Raw genomic sequence first — 19,332 nt, 5'->3', positions numbered from 1 at the left:
CTGGCTCAATAAGCGATGCGGATGTCGGCGAAATCCAGTTCATGCTCGGCTTGCGGTGATTGACCTTCGTCGAACAACAGCCGGTGAATACGTCGCGCAGATTCCTGAAACGCCACACCGCCGAGGCTGTGCAAACCGTATTGGTGGCTGTGGACTTCCGCCCTCACCCGGCCCGGATGCGGCGACAGCAACAGAATGCGATTGCCCACCACCAGCGCCTCTTCGATAGAGTGCGTGACGAACAGCAGCGTGAAACGCACTTCTTCCCAGAGCAGCAGCAATTCTTCCTGCATCTTGCGCCGGGTCAGGGCATCGAGCGCGGCAAAGGGTTCGTCCATCAACAGGATTTTCGGCTGCATCGCCAGCGCCCGAGCGATGGCGACCCGGGCCTTCATCCCGCCTGACAAGGTGTGCGGATAAGCCTCGGCAAACGCCGCCAGGCCGACCTTTTCCAGATAGTGCAGCGCCCGCTCTTCGGCCTCCCTGCGCTTGAGGGTTTTCGAGGCCAGAAGCGGAAACATCACGTTCTGTTTGACGGTTTTCCACGGCGGCAGTTGATCGAACTCCTGAAACACCACGATCCGGTCCGGACCCGGCGCATCGACGCGCTGGCCTTGCAGACGGATCTCGCCTTCCACTGGCTGGATGAAGCCGGCGGCGGCCTTGAGCAACGTCGACTTGCCACAACCGGACGGCCCGAGCAGGACAAAGCGGTCCGCCGGATCGATCTCGAAACTGACTTGATGGGTCGCCCGCACCACCCGTTGCGGCGTGCGGTATTCGAGGCTGACGTTATCGACCGACAGCAGCGCCTGGGCTGCCGCGATCGGTTTGCTGACCGTGTGGCCTTGCAATGGGGCGTTCATTTCGGTCAGCTCCCTTGCAGCGGCTTGGCGTCCTGGAAGAAGTAGTCCTTCCATGAATCCGGCTTGTTCTTGATCGCGCCGACGCGGTAGAGGAACTCGGCCAGCGGGTAAGTGTTTTTCGGCGTGACGCTGAATTCGAACTGCGGGTTGTCGATGATTTTCAGCAACGCGGCGCGGTCGATTTTGGCCTTGGTAACGCGGATGTAGGTGTCCGCTGCCGCGCCTTTATCGTTCTGCGCGAATTGCGCCGCTTCGGTCAGTGCATCAATGAATGCCTTGTAGGTTTTCGGGTTCTCATTGCGGAATTTCTCGGTAGCGAACAGCACCGTCGGCGAGTTCGGACCGAGCAGGTCATAGGTGTTCAGCACCACATGCACGTTGGGATTGGCCAGTTCCTGGTCCTGGAACGGCGGGTTGGAAAAGTGCCCGCTCAGCTCGGTGCCGCCGGCCACCAGCGCCGCTGTCGCATCGGGGTGCGGAACAGCGATGGTGTATTTGTCGAGGCGATTGAAGTCCTTGTCACCCCACTGTTTGGCCGCTGCGTATTGCAGGAAGCGCGACTGCACCGACACGCCCACCGCTGGCACTGCGATGCGGTCCTTCTCGGTGAAGTCGGCGATGGTTTTGACCTTGGGGTTATTGCTCACCAGGTAGTACGGGAAGTTGCCCAGGGAAGCCACGGCTTTTACGTTCTGCTTACCGTGGGTGCGATCCCAGATGGTCAGCAACGGACCGACCCCGGCGCCGGCAATGTCGATCGAGCCCGACAGCAACGCATCGTTGACCGCCGCACCGCCGGAGAGCTGGGTCCAGTCGACCTTGATGTCGATGCCTTCCTGCTTGCCGTACTTCTCGATCAGGTTCTGATCGCGCACCACATTGAGCAGCAAGTAAACGATGCCGAACTGTTCGGCGATGCGGATTTCACCTTCGGCGTGGGCCACGGCCGGCGCCACCAGGCTGCCGGCGATCAGGCTGAAACCCAGGCCGATGGCCGCGGCCAGCGGTGCGAATGGAAGACGTTTGGACATGATCAGATCTCCGACAAATCAGAAAGGCGCGTCGCCCTGGATGGTGGTGCGATACAGCTTGCGGCGCAGATGGCTGGGGCATCCGGCGGCGAGGTGGATCAGCGAACGGTTGTCCCAGAACACCAGGTCGTGGGGCTGCCATTGATGGCGATAGATGTTTTGCGGCAACACGCTGTGGGCGTAGAGCTCGGTCAGCAGTTGCTGGCTCTCGTCTTCCGGCAGGCCAACGATGCGGGTGGTGAACCCCTCGCTGACGAACAACGCCTGGCGGCCGTTTTCCGGGTGGGTACGCACGACCGGGTGGACGACTTCGGCGACCTGGGCGAGTTGCTCCGGGGTCAGGGTCGGGCGCCAGTTGCCTTCGAATTTGGTCTCGCTGTAACGCGCCGTGTAGGAGTGCGCCGCCGAGCGACCTTCCACCGCTTTGCGCAACGCGAGCGGCAGGCTGTCCCAGGCTTTGTGCATGTCGGCGAACAATGTGTCGCCGCCTACTGACGGCAGCTCCTGGGCATGCAGCATCGAGCCCAGGCTCGGCAGTTCTTTATAGGAGAGATCGGAATGCCAGAACTTGCCGGCGTCACCGAGGCCGATGTTCTGGCCGTTCTCGACGATGTTGGAAACGATGAGTATTTCCGGATGCCCTGCCAACAGGAACTGCTTGAGCACGTGGATCTGCAACACACCAAAACGACGGCTGAATTCGATGTGCTGTTCGGGGGTGATGCGCTGGTCGCGGAACACCACCACATGATGGTCCAGATGCGCGCGGCGAATGTGTGCGAAGTCCTGATCATTGATCGGAAGGGACAGGTCGAGACCGATGATCTCGGCGCCCACCGCTCCGCTGAACGGGCGGACTTCAAAGAATTGTGGCGCGATGCTTGGCGAAGCTGAAGCTGCAGACATAAATCACTCCCACGCACGGCACGCCCAAAGGCGCGCGCGTCGATCAGAAACTCACGGAGGTCCCGTGTTGGTTCGTGTCGTGCGGCGCGCCGATTGGTCGGCAGGTACGCAGGAGATTGACTTTATAGATATAAGAATTGAAATTTAAATACCGTTAATGAATAACGATATGGCGATTGCTAAGGGAATAGAGGAATCGTGGTGTGATGTTATTTGTCACTTTCTGACAGGGTTGTGGTGTTTTGGCGGACGCTATCGCGAGCAAGCTCGCTCCCACAGGGGTCAGTGGAAACACAAAAACTGCGTTTCAACACAGATCCACTGTGGGAGCGGGCTTGCTCGCGAAGAGGTCGTCAACCGCGCTGCAGGACTAACGCTCGTGCAGCGCCTCGGCCCGCGCGCGGATGATCGGCTTGAGCAGGTAGCTGAGGACGGTCTTCTTGCCAGTGATGATGTCCACGGAAGCCACCATCCCTGGAATGATCAGCAACGGCTTTTCATCGGTGCCCAAGTGGCTGCGGTCGGTGCGCAGCTTGATGATGTAGTAGGTGGTTTTCTTGTCTTCATCGGTGATGGTGTCGGCGCCGATCTGCTCCAGCCTGGCCTTCAGCCCGCCGTAGATGGTGTAGTCATAGGCAGTGAATTTCACCGTCGCTTCCTGCCCCGGATGCAGGAACGCGATGTCCTGCGGGCGGATCTTCGCCTCGACCAGCAAGGTGTCGTCCAGCGGCACGATTTCCACCAGGTCGCTGCCTGGCTGGATAACCCCGCCGATGGTATTGACCAGCAACTTGTTGACGATACCCCGCACCGGCGAAGTGACCAGCGTGCGGCTGACCCGGTCTTCCAGGGCCTTGCCGGTGGCTTGAGCCTTGTTCAGGTCGGTGCGTGCTTCGTTGAGTTGGGTCAGGGCTTCGCTACGGAACTTGCCGCGGGTTTCATCGACCTTGCGCTGCACTTCCTTGATTGCCGATTCGGCACGCGGAATGGCCAGGGTGGTGGCGTCGAGCTGACCACGGGTCTCCGCTTCGGCACGCCTGAGGCGCAGGACTTCCACCGGCGATACCGCGCCCTGGGCCACCAACGGCTCGGACATGCTGATTTCCTGACGCTGGAAGCCCAATTGCTGGCGATACTGCGCCTGCTTGGACGTGAATTCGCGCAGCTCTTGCTGGCGCTGGATCAGCTGCTCCTGCAAGCCGCCAATCTCATCGTGCAACTGTTGGCGGCGGCTGATATAGAGCGATTCTTCGCTCTTGGCCTGACCCGGCACGGCCTTGAGCACATCCTCGGGGAAGTTCAGCGGGCGATCTTCGACCTCGGCGCTCAGGCGTTCGACCCGCAGCAGCATCGACAGCCGATCGGCCTCGGTTTCGCCAACGTTCGAAGCAAATCGCGTGTCGTCCAGACGAATAAGCGGTGCGCCAGCCTCGACGATCTGGCCTTCCTTGACGAACAGCTCGGCAACGATACCGCCTTCAAGGTTCTGGATTTTCTGGATCTTCGACGATGGAATCGCCTTGCCGTCGCCCTTGGTCACTTCGTCGATCACCGCGAAATTGGCCCAGAGCATCAGGAACACAAAGAAAGCGATAATCGCCCAGATCGTCAGCCGCACCACACGTGGTGCATCCTCGATCAGCGCCTTGTTGACCTCAGGCAGCGGCTGGCCCTGAAGTGAAGCAGAGCCTTTGAAGTAGCGACGGATCGAATCCTTACCCGACTTAAGCAACACTGATCTGCCCCTTCTTCAACGCTTCCATCACCGCAGCTTTCGGACCGTCGGCGAGTATCTGCCCGCGATCGATCACGATCAGCCGATCCACCAGCGACAACAGCGATGCCCGGTGCGTCACCAGCACCATGGTCTTGTTTTCGATCACCGCTGCCAGGCGCTGCTTGAGGCGCTCTTCGCCGGTGTTGTCCATGGCGCTGGTCGGCTCGTCGAGCAGCAGGATCGGCGGGTTGAGCAACAATGCACGGGCCAGGGCGACGTTTTGTCGTTGACCGCCGGAGAGGTTCTGCCCGCGCTCGCCGACTTGCAGCTCATAACCCTGCGGATGCAGGCGCGCATACTCGTGGACGCCAGCCAGTTCTGCGGCTTGCAGCACCAGCTCGTCCTCGACATACCGCGCGCCGGAAACCAGGTTGTCGCGCAAGGTGCCGGCGAGCAACTGAATGTCCTGGGGCACGTAGCCGATGTTGTAACGCAGTTCGCTGACGTCGATCTGGCGGATATCCACACCATCGACCAACAGCGCGCCGTCATCCGGCTGATACAGCCCCACCAGCAATTTCGCCAGCGAGCTCTTGCCCGAACCGCTTCGGCCAATGATGCCAACCTTCTCGCCGGGACGAATCGACAGGTTGATGTTCTTCAGCGCCAGGTTCTGCTGTTGCGGGTAGGTGAAGTTGAGCTGGCGGCACTCAATGCCGCCCTGCAGCACCTTGCGGCTAAGCGGACGCTCTTCGAAATTGCGCTCTTGGGGCAACTCCATCATCTGGTCGACCGAGGTCATGGTCACCCGTGCCTGCTGATAACGAGTCAGTAGCCCGGACAGTGACGCCAGCGGGCTGAGCGCACGGCCACTGAGCATATAGCAGGCAATCAGGCCGCCCATGCTCAGGTGACCGTCGATGATCTGGTACACGCCAAAGACGATCATGATCACCCCGGCCAGTTGCTGGATCAGCAAGGTGATGTTCATCGCCAGGCCGGAGAGCATTTTCACCCGCAACTCAAGACGACTGAGGGTGCCGATGGTCTGCTCCCACTGATACTGGCGTTCGCTTTCGGCGTTGTTGACCTTCACCGCATCCAGGCCGGCCAGGGTTTCGATCAGGCTCGACTGACGCTCGGCCCCCAGCGCCATGGTCCGTTCCATGGTCGCCACCAGCGGCTTCTGCAAGGCATAACCGATGGCCAGGGCAATCGGGAATGCCAGTACCGGTATCCACACCAGATGCCCGCCGAGGATCGCGATGACGATGAAAATCAGCAGGGTGAACGGCAGGTCGATCAGGCTGGTGAGGGTCAGCGAGGCGAGGAAGTCGCGCAGGTTCTGGAACTCATGGATGTTCTGGGCAAAGCTGCCGACCCGCGCCGGCCGGTATTTCATGGCCATGCCGACGATGCGCTCGAACAGCGTGGCCGAGATAATCAGGTCGGTTTTCTTGCCGGCCAGATCCAGGCACAGGCTGCGCAGGCTTTTCAGGATCAGGTCGAAGAGGTAGGCGCCCGTGATGCCGAGTGCCAGCACCCAGAGCGTCGCTTCGGCCTGGTTCGGCACGACGCGATCGTAGACGTTCATCACGAACAACGGCGCGGCCATGGCAATGATGTTGATCAGAAAACTGGCGGCGATGGCGTCGACATACAACCAGCGCGAACGCTTGAGGGTATCGCGGAACCACGAGCGCGCCCGCGGAATCAGCGTGCCGTGGTTGACGTCGAATTTGTGCTGCGGCTGGGCGAAAAAGACCCTGCCGGTGTAGTCGTCGGCCAGCAGCTCACGGCTGACCAGGGACTCGCCGCCATCGCTTTCGCTGAGCAGCACCCGTACCTGATCTTGGCCTTGCCAGCCAAGCAGGACGGCACTGCGACCGTCCTTGAGCAGCAGCATTGCCGGCATGGCAATCGCCGGAATATCCTCCAGCTTGCGTTGCAGCACCCGACCTTGCAGCCCCGCGCGAGCTGCCGCACGTGGCAGCAACTCGACACTCAAGCGTTGCTCGGGCAGCGGCAGGCCGGTGGTCAGCATTGCCGCGCTGGCAGGCTTCTGGTGCAGCATGCAAAGAGCGAGCAGACCATCCAGCAGCGGATCGTCATGCAACGCGCGCGGATCATGAATGAGTTGAACCCGACTGACTTCTGATTCCACGCTCGGCACTCTTGGCTAACAATTGAACAACGAAGGTCCGGCTCAATTCATACCGGGCAATTGAACCTTGGGTTTCACGTCGTTCTGCACAACGGATGCCAATGGTGCGACCACTCCCTGGCTTTTGAGCAATTCGCCCATGGTCGCCTTGATACGGTACTGAGTAAATAACTGAGTGTTCCTGATCTCCGCCAGACGACGAGAGGAGGTAAACAGTTCGTTCTCACTGTCGAGCAAATCGAGCAGAGTGCGTTCACCGAGGCTGAACTGACGCTGGTAAGCGGTCCGCACGGCGGTGCTGTGATCGACGTATTGCTGAGCGATCGGCACCTGCGCGTTGGCATTGTTCAGGGCGTTCCAGGCCAGGCCCAGCTCTTCATTCAATTGGCGCAGGGCGTTGTTGCGGATGTCCAGCGCCTGGTTCGACAGGTACGCCTTGGATTCCAGATCGGCCTTGTTGCTGCCGCCGGCATACAGGTTGAAGCGCATGCGCAGCATGGCTTGCCATTCGTTGTTGTGGCCGTTCTGACCATCAATGTCGTTGTCCGCGCTGCGACCCAGCTCAGCATCGAAGCGTGGGTAGAACGTCGACTTGGCCGTGTCGTATTGCTTCTCGGCAGCGGCGATATCGGATTCGGCCGAGCGCAGGATCGGGCTGTTTTCCAGCATCTGCGCACGGGCTTCATTCAGGTTGGCCGGCATCAGCGCCATGAAACTCGCCGGGCGCTCCAGTTGATCGGGCATCTGGCCGACAGCGGAGAGGTAGTTGGTTTCGGCGTCAGCCAGGTTGGTCTGCTCGGTGATCAGGTTGTTGCGCGCCTGAGCCATCCGAGCCTCGGCCTGATCGAGGTCGGCGCCACTGCCAACGCCACGCTGGGTACGCAGCTGGATCTGGTCGTAAATGCGTTGGTGGCTCTTGAGGTTGTCCTCGGCCAGACGCACGAATTCGCGGCGGGTCAGCACGTCGAGATAAACCTGGGCCACGGTCAGCCCGGTACGCTCGGAAGTACTCAGCAGCGAGTAGGCGCGAGAGTTAACGGCGGCTTGTTGACGCCCGACTTCGCTGGACGTCGCAAAACCGTCAAAAACCATTTGGCTCAGACGCAAACTGGACTCACTGCGATTCAGGGTTTCCCAGTGCTTGTTGCTGCTGCTGTCCGTGCGCGTCGTCACGCTATCGGTGCCTTCACGACCGTAGCCACCCAGCAGGTCGACCCGTGGCAGGTATCCACCTTTCGCAGCCTTCAACTGGTAGTCCGCAGCCAATCGGCTGTTGACGCCTGCCTGGACCTCCGGATGGACATCCAGCGCTTGTTGCATGGCGCCTGGCAAGGACTGCGCCTGGACGAAAGACGCGGCGAGGACGAAAGGTATAGCCATGAACAAAGGCGAACGCATTGTAGGAATTTCCCAGAACTTCTTGTCTTGAATCACAGCAAAAGAGCGTGCTGCGTTGAAAGATGGCAGGCCAAATGACCGTATGTCGGAAAGTTCAGAAGCGGAACTGGATCACATACCGAGGACAGGTCGCGGCTCAAATATCAATGTGACATTACAGGGACGATTGTTTAGGATGATCTGCAGAAGGTCAATAGTTTGGCATAAAGTTAATAGCGAAAAACTCTAGCCAAATTATTGACGGATTTTTGCGTCAAACTTGTGCACCTATTTTGCAATGTACGTCCAGACTGGTCGGCGCAGGCGCCATCAGATCTATGGAAGTCAACTGAACGTGACACCCCGGAGAGTCTTCAATGAGCAGTGTTGTTGCCATCGTCAAAAGCATTGTCGGTCAGGTTTTCGTGGTGTCCCCAGAGGGCGTCCGCCGTGTTCTCGTTGAAGGCGACAAACTGTTTGCCGGCGACCAAATCGACACTGGCCTTTCCGGTGCCGTGTCCTTGGAACTCGCCGATGGCCGCACCCTCGATCTGGGCCGTGACACCCAGTGGAGCGCTGACGCCCCGGACTCCAGCACTGATCTGGCAGCCGCTACTGCGCAAGCCGCGCCGTCGGTAGAAGAGCTGCAACAAGCCATTGTCGCCGGTGCCGACCCGACCAAAGACCTTGAAGCCACCGCTGCGGGGCCGACGGCGGCAGGTTCTGCTGGTGCCGTCGGTGGCGGTCACAGCTTCGTGGTGCTCGACGCCACCGCTGGCCGCGTCGATCCAACAATTGGCTTCCCGACTGCGGGCATCAACTCTGCTGCGCAAACCACTCAGGACACCACCGGCGGCCAGACCACCAACACCACCGCCCTGCGTGACTCGACCCTGAGCCTCAGCGCCACGCCAATCATCACCGAAGCCGGTGGCGTGCTGGTGTACACCGCGACCCTGACCCAGGCACCGCTCAGCGACCTGACTGTCACGTTGTCCAACGGCGCTGTGATCGTGATTCCCGCGGGCTCGACCACCGGCACCGTCAACGTGCCACTGGCTGCGAACGACACTGTTTATAACGACGCGACCCAGATCGAAGTAACTGTCACCGGCACCAGTGGCGGCAGCGGCATCACTGTGACGCCGCCGACTACCCCGGCCGTGACCCAGGTCACCGATACCGTCGACACCACCACGGTCACCCTGACGGCCGGCAATACCGTCACCGAAGGCGGCCAGATCACCTACACCGCGACCCTGACCAATCCGGCGCAGACACCAGTAACCGTCACTCTGTCCAACGGTTCGACCATTACCATTGCCGCGGGCCAGACCAGCGGCACCGTCAACGTGCCGACTGCGGCCAACGACGTTTACAACAACGGCAGCACCGTCAGCACCACCATCACCGGCACCACCGGCGGCAACTTCGAAAACCTGGTGCCCAACACCACCCCGGCCGTGACCACCATCACCGATTCCGTGGACACCACCGGGCTGACCCTGACGGCCACCGGCAACATCACCGAAGGCGGCCAGATCACCTACACCGCCACCCTGAGCAATCCGGCCGGCACACCGATGACCGTGACCTTGAGCAATGGCTCGGCCATTACCATCGAAGCGGGTCAGACCAGCGGCACTGTCAACGTGCCGACTGCGGCCAACGATGTTTACAACAACGGCAGCACCGTCAGCACCACCATCACCGGCACCACCGGCGGCAACTTCGAAAACCTGGTGCCGAACACCACGCCGGCCGTGACCACCATCACCGATTCCGTGGACACCACCGGGCTGACCCTGACGGCCACCGGCAACATCACCGAAGGCGGCCAGATCACCTACACCGCCACCCTGAGCAATCCGGCCGGCACACCGATGACCGTGACCTTGAGCAATGGCTCGGTCATTACCATCGAAGCGGGTCAGACCAGCGGCACTGTCAACGTGCCGACTGCGGCCAACGATGTTTACAACAACGGCAGCACCGTCAGCACCACCATCACCGGTACCACCGGCGGAAATTTCGAAAACCTGGTGCCCAACACCACGTCGGCCGTGACCACCATCACCGACTCCGTGGACAACACCGGCCTGACCCTCTCCGCCACCGGCACCATCACCGAAGGCGGCCAGATCACCTACACCGCGACCCTGACCAATCCGGCGCAGACACCAGTAACCGTCACTCTGTCCAACGGTTCGACCATTACCATCGACGCGGGCCAGACCAGCGGCAGCGTGAACGTGCCGACTGCGGCCAACGATGTTTACAACAACGGCAGCACCGTCAGCACCACCATCACCGGTACCACCGGCGGCAACTTCGAAAACCTGGTGCCCAACACCACCCCGGCCGTGACCACCATCACCGACTCCGTGGACACCACCGGGCTGACCCTGACGGCCACCGGCAACATCACCGAAGGCGGCCAGATCACCTACACCGCGACCCTGACCAATCCGGCGCAGACACCAGTAACCGTCACTCTGTCCAACGGCTCGACCATTACCATTGCCGCCGGCCAGACCAGCGGCACCGTTAACGTGCCGACTGCGGCCAACGACGTTTACAACAACGGCAGCACCGTCAGCACCACCATCACCGGTACCACCGGCGGCAACTTCGAAAACCTGGTGCCCAACACCACCCCGGCCGTGACCACCATCACCGACTCCGTGGACACCACCGGGCTGACCCTGACGGCCACCGGCAACATCACCGAAGGCGGCCAGATCACCTACACCGCGACCCTGACCAACCCGGCCGGCACACCGATGACCGTGACCTTGAGCAATGGCTCGGTCATCACCATCGAAGCGGGTCAGACCAGCGGCAGCGTGAATGTGCCAACTGCGGCCAACGACGTTTATGTGAATGGCAGCACCGTCAGCACCACCATTACCGGCACCACCGGCGGCAACTTCGAAAACCTGGTGCCCAACACCACCCCGGCCGTGACCACCATCACCGACTCCGTGGACAACACCGGCCTGACCCTGACGGCCACCGGCAACATCACCGAAGGCGGCCAGATCACCTACACCGCGACCCTGAGCAACCCGGCCGGCACGCCGATGACCGTGACCTTGAGCAATGGCTCGGTCATCACCATTGAAGCGGGCCAGACCAGCGGCAGCGTGAATGTGCCAACTGCGGCCAACGACGTTTACGTGAATGGCAGCACCGTCAGCACCACCATCACCGGCACCACCGGCGGCAACTTCGAAAACCTGGTGCCGAACACCACGCCGGCCGTGACCACCATCACTGATTCCGTGGACACCACCGGGCTGACCCTGACGGCCACCGGCAACATCACCGAAGGCGGCCAGATCACCTACACCGCGACCCTGAGCAACCCGGCCGGCACACCGATGACCGTGACCTTGAGCAACGGCTCGGTCATCACCATCGAAGCGGGTCAGACCAGCGGCACTGTCAACGTGCCGACTGCGGCCAACGATGTTTACAACAACGGCAGCACCGTCAGCACCACCATCACCGGTACCACCGGCGGCAACTTCGAAAACCTGGTGCCCAACACCACGCCGGCCGTGACCACCATCACTGATTCCGTAGACACCACCGGGCTGACCCTGACGGCCACCGGCAACATCACCGAAGGCGGCCAGATCACCTACACCGCCACCCTGAACAATCCGGCCGGCACACCGATGACCGTGACCTTGAGCAACGGCTCGGTCATCACCATCGAAGCGGGTCAGACCAGCGGCAACGTCGTGGTCGAGACTCCGGCCAATGACGTCTATGTCAACGGCAGCACCATCAGCACCACCATCACCGGCACCACCGGCGGCAACTTCGAAAACCTGGTGCCGAACACCACGCCGGCCGTGACCACCATCACCGATTCCGTGGACACCACCGGGCTGACCCTGACGGCCACCGGCAACATCACCGAAGGCGGCCAGATCACCTACACCGCCACCCTGAGCAATCCGGCCGGCACACCGATGACCGTGACCTTGAGCAACGGCTCGGTCATCACCATCGAAGCGGGTCAGACCAGCGGCACTGTCAACGTGCCGACTGCGGCCAACGACGTTTATGTCAACGGCAGCACCGTCAGCACCACCATCACCGGTACCACCGGCGGCAACTTCGAAAGTCTGGTGCTCAACAACGCTCCAGCAGTCACCACGATTTCCGATGTGATCGACAAGGTCACCGTTACCATCGAAAGCGCTGGTCCGGTGCTGGAAGACCAGGCACCGACTTTCACCATCAAACTCGACCAGAAGCTGGATCACGACCTGACGGTGACACTCAGCAACGGCCAAACTGTGGTCATCGCGGCAGGCGCAACTCAAGTTGGCTATGCATTGCCGGCGCAAGGTGATGACGTCTACAAGGATGGCGGTAGCGCCTCGCTGGGTATCGCTGATGCCAGCGTTGCCGGTAAGACGTTTGAGAATCTGGTCATTGGCGGTCCTGCGTCGGTTGCTATCAACGACACCGTCAGCGAAGTGATCGCGACCCTGACCGTGGACAAATCCACCGTGGCTGAAGGCGGTTCGCTGACTTACACCGTGACCCTGAGCAACGCAGCCGGTCTGCCGATCAATAACCACGGTCCATTGGAGTTCACCCTCTCCGATGGCACCAAGATCACCGTCCCGGCCAATACCGCGACCGGCACGGCAACCATCACCGCTGCCGATGACGTGTTCACCGGTGGCCAGCCGTCCATCGTCAACAAGCTGGAATCGGTTACTGGTGCGGACAACTTCGAAAAACTGACCCTGGGTCAGACCAACGTCGAAACCACCGTCACCGACGAACCCGGTTCGGGCACCCCGAGCGACAACCAGGGCGACCAGGTCACCGTCAGCATCGAAGGCAATGGCGGCGTGCAGGAAAACCTTGCGCCGACCTTCACCGTCAAGGTTGACCAGAAACTCGACCACGACCTCAAGGTCACCCTGAGCAACGGCGGCACCGTCACCATTGAAGCCGGCAAATTGTCGGCCATCTACACCGCGCCGGTGCAGGGCGACGACGTCTACAAGGACGGCCAGACCCTGACGGTGGGTGTCACCGACGCCAGCGTCGACGGCAAGGCCTTCGAAAACCTGGTGATCGACGGCACCGCGGCCAACGTGGCCATCACCGACACCGTCAGCGAAGTCATCGCGACCCTGACCGCGGACAAATCCACCGTGGCCGAAGGCGGCTCGGTGACTTACACCGTGACCCTGACCAACGCGGCGGGTCTGCCGATCAATAACCACGGTCCGTTGGAGTTCACCCTCTCCGACGGCACCAAGATCACCGTCGCGGCCAACACCGCGACTGGCACGGCGACCATCGCCGCTGCCGACGACGTGTTCACCGGCGGCCAGGCACCGATCGTCAATAAACTGGAATCGGTTACCGGCGCGGACAACTTCGAAAAACTATCCCTGAGCCAGACCGCAGTCGAAACCAGCGTCACCGACGAGCCGGGTACGGGCACCCCAACCGACAACCAGGGCGACAAGGTCACCGTCAGCATTGAAGGCAATGGCGGCGTGCAGGAAAGCCTTGCGCCGACCTTCACCGTCAAGGTCGACCAGAAGCTCGATCACGACCTCAAGGTCACCCTGAGCAATGGCGGCACCGTCACCATCGAAGCCGGCAAATTGTCGGCCATCTACACCGCGCCGGTGCAGGGCGACGACGTCTACAAGGACGGCCAGACCCTGACGGTGGGTGTCACCGACGCCAGCGTCGACGGCAAGGCCTTCGAAAACCTGGTGATCGACGGCACCGCGGCCAACGTGGCCATCACCGACACCGTCAGCGAAGTCATCGCGACCCTGACCGCGGACAAGTCCACCGTGGCCGAAGGCGGTTCGGTGACTTACACCGTGACCCTGACCAACGCGGCCGGTCTGCCGATCAATAACCATGGTCCGTTGGAGTTCACCCTCTCCGATGGCACCAAGATCACCGTCCCGGCCAATACCGCGACCGGCACGGCGACCATCGCCGCTGCCGACGACGTGTTCACCGGTGGCCAGCCGTCCATCGTCAACAAGCTGGAATCGGTCAGCGGCGCTGACAATTTCGAGAAATTGACCCTGGGCAAGGACCAACTCACCACCACTGTCACCGATGAGCCATCAGGTCAGGCCGACAAGGTCACCGTCAGCATCGAAGGCAATGGCGGCGTGCAGGAAAACCTCGCCCCGACCTTCACCGTCAAGGTCGACCAGAAGCTCGATCACGACCTCAAGGTCACCCTGAGCAATGGCGGCACCGTCACCATCGAAGCCGGCAAGCTGTCGGCCATCTACACCGCACCGGTGCAAGGTGACGACGTCTACAAGGACGGCCAGACCCTGACGGTGGGTGTCAGCGATGCGACGGTTGACGGCAAGGCCTTCGAAAACCTGGTGATCGACGGCACCGCGGCCAACGTGGCCATCACCGACACCGTCAGCGAAGTCATCGCGACCCTGACCGCGGACAAATCCACCGTGGCCGAAGGCGGCTCGGTGACTTACACCGTGACCCTGACCAACGCGGCCGGCCTGCCGATCAATAACCACGGCCCGTTGGAGTTCACCCTCTCCGACGGCACCAAGATCACCGTCGCGGCCAATACCGCGACCGGCACGGCGACCATCGCCGCTGCCGACGACGTGTTCACCGGTGGCCAGGCACCGATCGTCAACAAACTGGAATCGGTCAGCGGCGCTGACAATTTCGAGAAATTGACCCTGAGCAAGGACCAGTTCACCACCACTGTCACCGATGAGCCATCGGGCCAGGGCGACACGGTCACGGTGAGCATCGAAGGCAATGGCGGCGTGCAGGAAAATCTCGCCCCTACCTTCACCGTCAAGGTCGACCAGAAGCTCGATCACGACCTCAAGGTCACCCTGAGCAATGGCGGCACCGTCACCATCGAAGCCGGCAAGCTGTCGGCCATCTACACCGCGCCGGTGCAGGGCGACGACGTCTACAAAGACCCAAGCAACCTGAGCCTGACCGTCGATTCGGCCAGCGTCGACGGCAAGGCCTTCGAAAACCTGGTGATCGACGGCACCGCGGCCAACGTGGCCATCACCGACACCGCCAGCGAAGTCATTGCCACTTTGACCGCAGACAAATCCACCGTGGCTGAAGGCGGCCAGGTCACCTACACCGTGACCCTGACCAACGCGGCCGGCCTGCCGATCAATAACCACGGCCCGTTGGAGTTCACCCTCTCCGACGGCACCAAGATCACCGTCGCGGCCAACACCGCGACCGGTTCCGCCACCATCATCGCCAAGGATGACGTCTACACCGGCGGCCAGCCGTTCATCGTCAACAAACTGGAATCGGTCAGCGGCGCTGGCAATTTCGAGAAGCTGACCCTGGGCAAGGACCAGTTCACCACCGCCGTCACCGACGAAGCAGGTTCGGGCACGCCGAATACGCCGGCCAACACCGGTGACGTCACCACCATCAGCATCTCGGGTGATACATCTGTCGTCGAGGGGCAGCCAGCGCATTACACCCTCACGCTGACCAACCCGGCTCACGGTGAAGTGACCGTAACCCTGACGTACTCCGGCACCGCAGCCAATGGTGTGGACTTCACCGGTGTGACGACGGTCAAGATCCCGGCGAATGCCAGCAGCGTGCCGTTCGACATTTCGACCATCGATGACAAGATCACCGAAGGCACCGAAAACTTCGTGGTCAAGATCGACTCGGCCATCGGCGGCAACTTCGAGAACCTGGCGATCAGCTCGTCCAACGGCAGCGTCAGCACGTCGATCATCGACAACGATGCACCGCCAGTGCTGGACCTCGACGCCAACAACTCAAGCGGCGCGTCCGGGGCCGATTACCAGGTGACGTTCACCGAAAACACTGCCGGTCCTGGCGTGTCGATCGGCGATACCGACCTGAGCATCACCGACCCGGACAGCACCCTGCTGACCGGCGCAACGATCGTGCTGACCAACCGTCAGCCGGGCGATGCGCTGAACCTGGGCAATAGCGTCAATGGCATCACGATCAATGCCAACAGCCAGGACGGTTCCATCACGCTGACACTGTCGGGCAACGCGACGCTGGCCGACTACATGCAGCAGATCAAGAACATCACCTTCACCAACAGCAGTGAAGATCCGGGCACCGTGCCGCGGATCATCACCGTGACGGTGACCGATGGCAGCAACTACTCCAACACTGCGACCACCACGGTCAACGTGGTGGCGGTCAATGACGCGCCGGTCGCAGCACCGGTCAACGTCACCGGCACCGAAGACACGCCGCTGATCCTCGGTTGGTCGACCTTCGGCGTCAGCGACGTCGACAGTCCGGCCACCAGCCAAGGCGTGAAAATCACCCAGCTACCGGGCGAGGGCAAACTGCAGTACCTGGACGGTTCGACCTGGAAAGATGTCGCCACCGACCAGACCTTCAGCAAGGCTGATATCGACGCTGGCAAACTGCGCTTCATGCCGGATGCCAACGAATCGGGCGTGGACGGATACGGCCCCGGCATTGGCGACCAAATGGCTGACTACGCGCAACTCCAGTTCCAGCCAACCGACGGCCAGGTGCTGGGCAACACCGGCACGATCAAGATCGACATCACCCCAGTGGCGGATGCGCCGACCCTGAGTGTTGCCGACAACAGCGTGAGGTCCACCGGGTTGATCAAGGAAGTCTGGACCGGTCTCTCGGGTCTGGGCACCAGCGGCAACGGCGCGGACTCGATCACGCTGAAAAACGTGATCGACGCCGCTGGCACAGCGAACTCCAAAAGCACCGTGACCAACGTGCAGTCCGACGGTGGCGTGACCGCCGGTACGGCATCGAAAACCTCCGGCCTGATCTACCTCGAAGCCGGCAAGACCTACACCTTCAGCGGTACCGGCGATGACAGCCTGTTGGTGACCATTGGTGGCAAGAATGTGGCCTCGACCACATGGGGCGCGGGCGGCAACCTCAATGGTTCGTTCACCCCGACCACCAGCGGCTACTACACCCTGGACATCTACCACCACAACCAGAGCGGCCCGGGCAACTATGACGTCAACCTGTCGGTCAACGGCAGCACGCCGATCGACCTGAGCAGTGCCGGCGTACCGATTTACACCGGCGTGTCGGATCTGGTGAATGCCGGTGTGACCCTGTCCGACTTGCACGGCACCCATGGCGAAGGCTACTACGACGGTTACAAACTCAATACCGGTGCCGAAGGCACCAGTGTGAAATTGTCCGCCATCACCACCGCGCTGACCGACACCGACGGCTCGGAAAGCCTGAGCTTGAAGATCAGCGGCATGCCGGTCGGCTCGGCGCTCACCGACGGCGCGGGACATACCTTCACGGTCACCGCGTCCAATGGCGAGGCCAACGTGACGGGCTGGAGCCTCGGCTCTCTGACCGTCACTCCACCACCGTACTACAACGGCCAGTTCAACCTGACCGTGACCTCGACCTCCACCGAGGCCCTGGGCGGTTCGGCCAGCAGCACTTCGCAGATTCCCGTGACCGTGTACCCGGCGGTCTACAACGCCGTCACTGCCACCGCAGCCAATGACACCGTCACCGGCACCGATGGCAATGACATCATCGTCGCCGACATCGGCGGCCTGACCGTGGTACCGGGCACCAACTACAACATCGCGTTCATGGTCGACAGCTCCGGCAGTATGAGTTCCTCGTCGATCAACTCGGCCAAGGACTCGCTGACGTCGGTGTTCAACACCCTCAAGCAAAGCCTGGGCAGCAACTCGGGGACGGTGAACATCTTCCTGGTGGACTTCGACACCCAGGTCAACAAGTCGGTGTCGGTGAACCTCAATGACCCGAATGCGCTGACTCAGTTGAAGGCGATTCTGGACTCGATGTCGTCCGGCGGCGGCACCAACTACGAGGACGTGTTCAAAACCACGGCCAACTGGTTCCAGAGTGCGGACGCCGTGGCCAACACCGGGGCGAAGAACCTCACGTATTTCATTACCGACGGCAAGCCGACTTACTACCAGAGCGGCGAGTCGACCAACCCGACCCTGTATGGCAGCACAACACTCGATAGCCTGATCACCACCAGCAACTATCAGCTGGGTAACGCGATCAGCCTGTTCCCCGACAGCACGCACCAGATCGACATTACCGCCTCGGGCCAAGTGACGGTCTGGACCAAGAGCAGCAATGGCAACAACGGCAATGGCAACGGCAACGGAAACGGAAATGGAAGTAGCTGGTCATCCAAGGACTTCGGCTATCTGCATGCCCAGGGTGACGGCACCTACGAGTTCTCGGGTCGTGACGGCGACGGCAACAGCACCGACGGGGACACCACCAGCAACTCCACCAGCAGCTTTACACTGTTGAGCAACCTGTCGAATGTCGAGGCCATTGGCCTCAACAGCGGAGTGAGCCTCAACGACCTGAAGCCGTACGACTCGGATCAATCGCCACAAACCAACATCGACCCGAAGGATCTGGCCAACTCGATCATTGGCCACACCGAGGCGACGATGCCGGGCAACGACACGGTCAGCGGTGGCGACGGCAACGACCTCCTGTTCGGCGACCTGGTGAGCTTCAACGACATTGCCGGCGAGGGTTATCAGGCGATGCAAGCCTTCGTGGCGCAGCAATCCGGCGTGGACGTCAGCAAAGTCACCACCAGCAACGTGCACCAGTACATCACCGAGCATTACACCGCGTTCGATGTGTCCGGTGCCCATGACGGCAACGACACCCTGCTGGGCGGTGCAGGCAATGACATCCTGTTCGGCTCAGGCGGTAACGACACCCTCGACGGTGGCAAGGGCAATGACATCCTGCTCGGCGGTACTGGCACCGACACCCTGATCGGCGGTTCCGGTGGTGATACCTTCGTCTGGAAATCGGGCGACACCGGCAACGACGTGATCAAGGACTTCAAGGCCAGCGAAGGCGACCGGATCGACCTGCGTGATCTGTTGCAGGGCGAAACCGGCAGCACCATCGACAACTTCCTGAAGATCACCACGGTCGATGGTGTGTCGTCGCTGCAGGTCAGCTCGGCCGGTCAGTTCAATTCGGGCAACGCCGCAGCCGCCACGCCGGACGTGACGATCAAGCTGGAAGGCAACAACTGGTCGAGCGCCAACCTGCACAACCTGATTGCCGGTAGCGACCCGACCATCAAAGTCGATCACAACAACAACTGATGCACGAAAACGACCGCTCCTTATGGGGCGGCCGTCACGTTTGCGTCCACTGCCCGGTGACGATTTCGTCACCGCGCCACATACT

The 19,332-nt window shown here is 61.3% G+C and carries 7 protein-coding genes; 1 reads left to right on the top strand and 6 read right to left on the bottom strand.

The window, feature by feature from the left end:
- Positions 1 to 5: 5 nt before the first annotated feature.
- From AC3IT6_RS00650 to AC3IT6_RS00625, 6 genes are all read right to left on the bottom strand, one after another.
- Entirely contained in the window at positions 6 to 866 is an 861-nt protein-coding gene (locus tag AC3IT6_RS00650; RefSeq protein WP_489353959.1) for an ABC transporter ATP-binding protein, read from the bottom strand.
- Between the two features lie 5 nt (positions 867 to 871).
- Positions 872 to 1,897, bottom strand: a complete 1,026-nt coding sequence (locus AC3IT6_RS00645) for an ABC transporter substrate-binding protein (protein ID WP_489353958.1) — start codon at positions 1,895 to 1,897, stop codon at positions 872 to 874.
- A gap of 18 nt (positions 1,898 to 1,915) precedes the next feature.
- A complete protein-coding gene (locus tag AC3IT6_RS00640) occupies positions 1,916 to 2,803 on the bottom strand; it encodes a TauD/TfdA dioxygenase family protein (protein WP_489353957.1) in 888 nt (295 codons plus the stop codon).
- Positions 2,804 to 3,173: 370 nt separating this feature from the next.
- Positions 3,174 to 4,538: an HlyD family type I secretion periplasmic adaptor subunit gene (locus AC3IT6_RS00635; RefSeq protein ID WP_151215156.1), complete on the bottom strand. Its 1,365-nt coding sequence runs from the start codon at positions 4,536 to 4,538 to the stop codon at positions 3,174 to 3,176.
- Positions 4,528 to 6,684 carry a type I secretion system permease/ATPase gene (locus tag AC3IT6_RS00630; protein ID WP_489353956.1) on the bottom strand — a complete coding sequence of 719 codons (2,157 nt, stop codon included), beginning with the start codon at positions 6,682 to 6,684 and terminating at the stop codon, positions 4,528 to 4,530. Before AC3IT6_RS00630 ends, AC3IT6_RS00635 begins: the two co-directional genes overlap by 11 nt.
- A gap of 42 nt (positions 6,685 to 6,726) precedes the next feature.
- A complete protein-coding gene (locus AC3IT6_RS00625) occupies positions 6,727 to 8,082 on the bottom strand; it encodes a TolC family outer membrane protein (RefSeq protein WP_489353955.1) in 1,356 nt (451 codons plus the stop codon).
- Positions 8,083 to 8,438: 356 nt separating this feature from the next.
- On the opposite strand from AC3IT6_RS00625, the gene AC3IT6_RS00620 reads away from it, so the two are divergent.
- The gene (locus AC3IT6_RS00620; protein ID WP_489353954.1) at positions 8,439 to 19,247 is read left to right on the top strand and encodes a retention module-containing protein; all 10,809 of its coding nucleotides are present in this window, start codon (positions 8,439 to 8,441) and stop codon (positions 19,245 to 19,247) included.
- Positions 19,248 to 19,332: the final 85 nt, after the last annotated feature.

This window comes from Pseudomonas sp. KH_017, assembly GCF_057840285.1.
The sequence above is the reverse complement of the archived record's forward strand: the minus strand, read 5'-3'. Positions and strand labels throughout refer to the sequence as shown.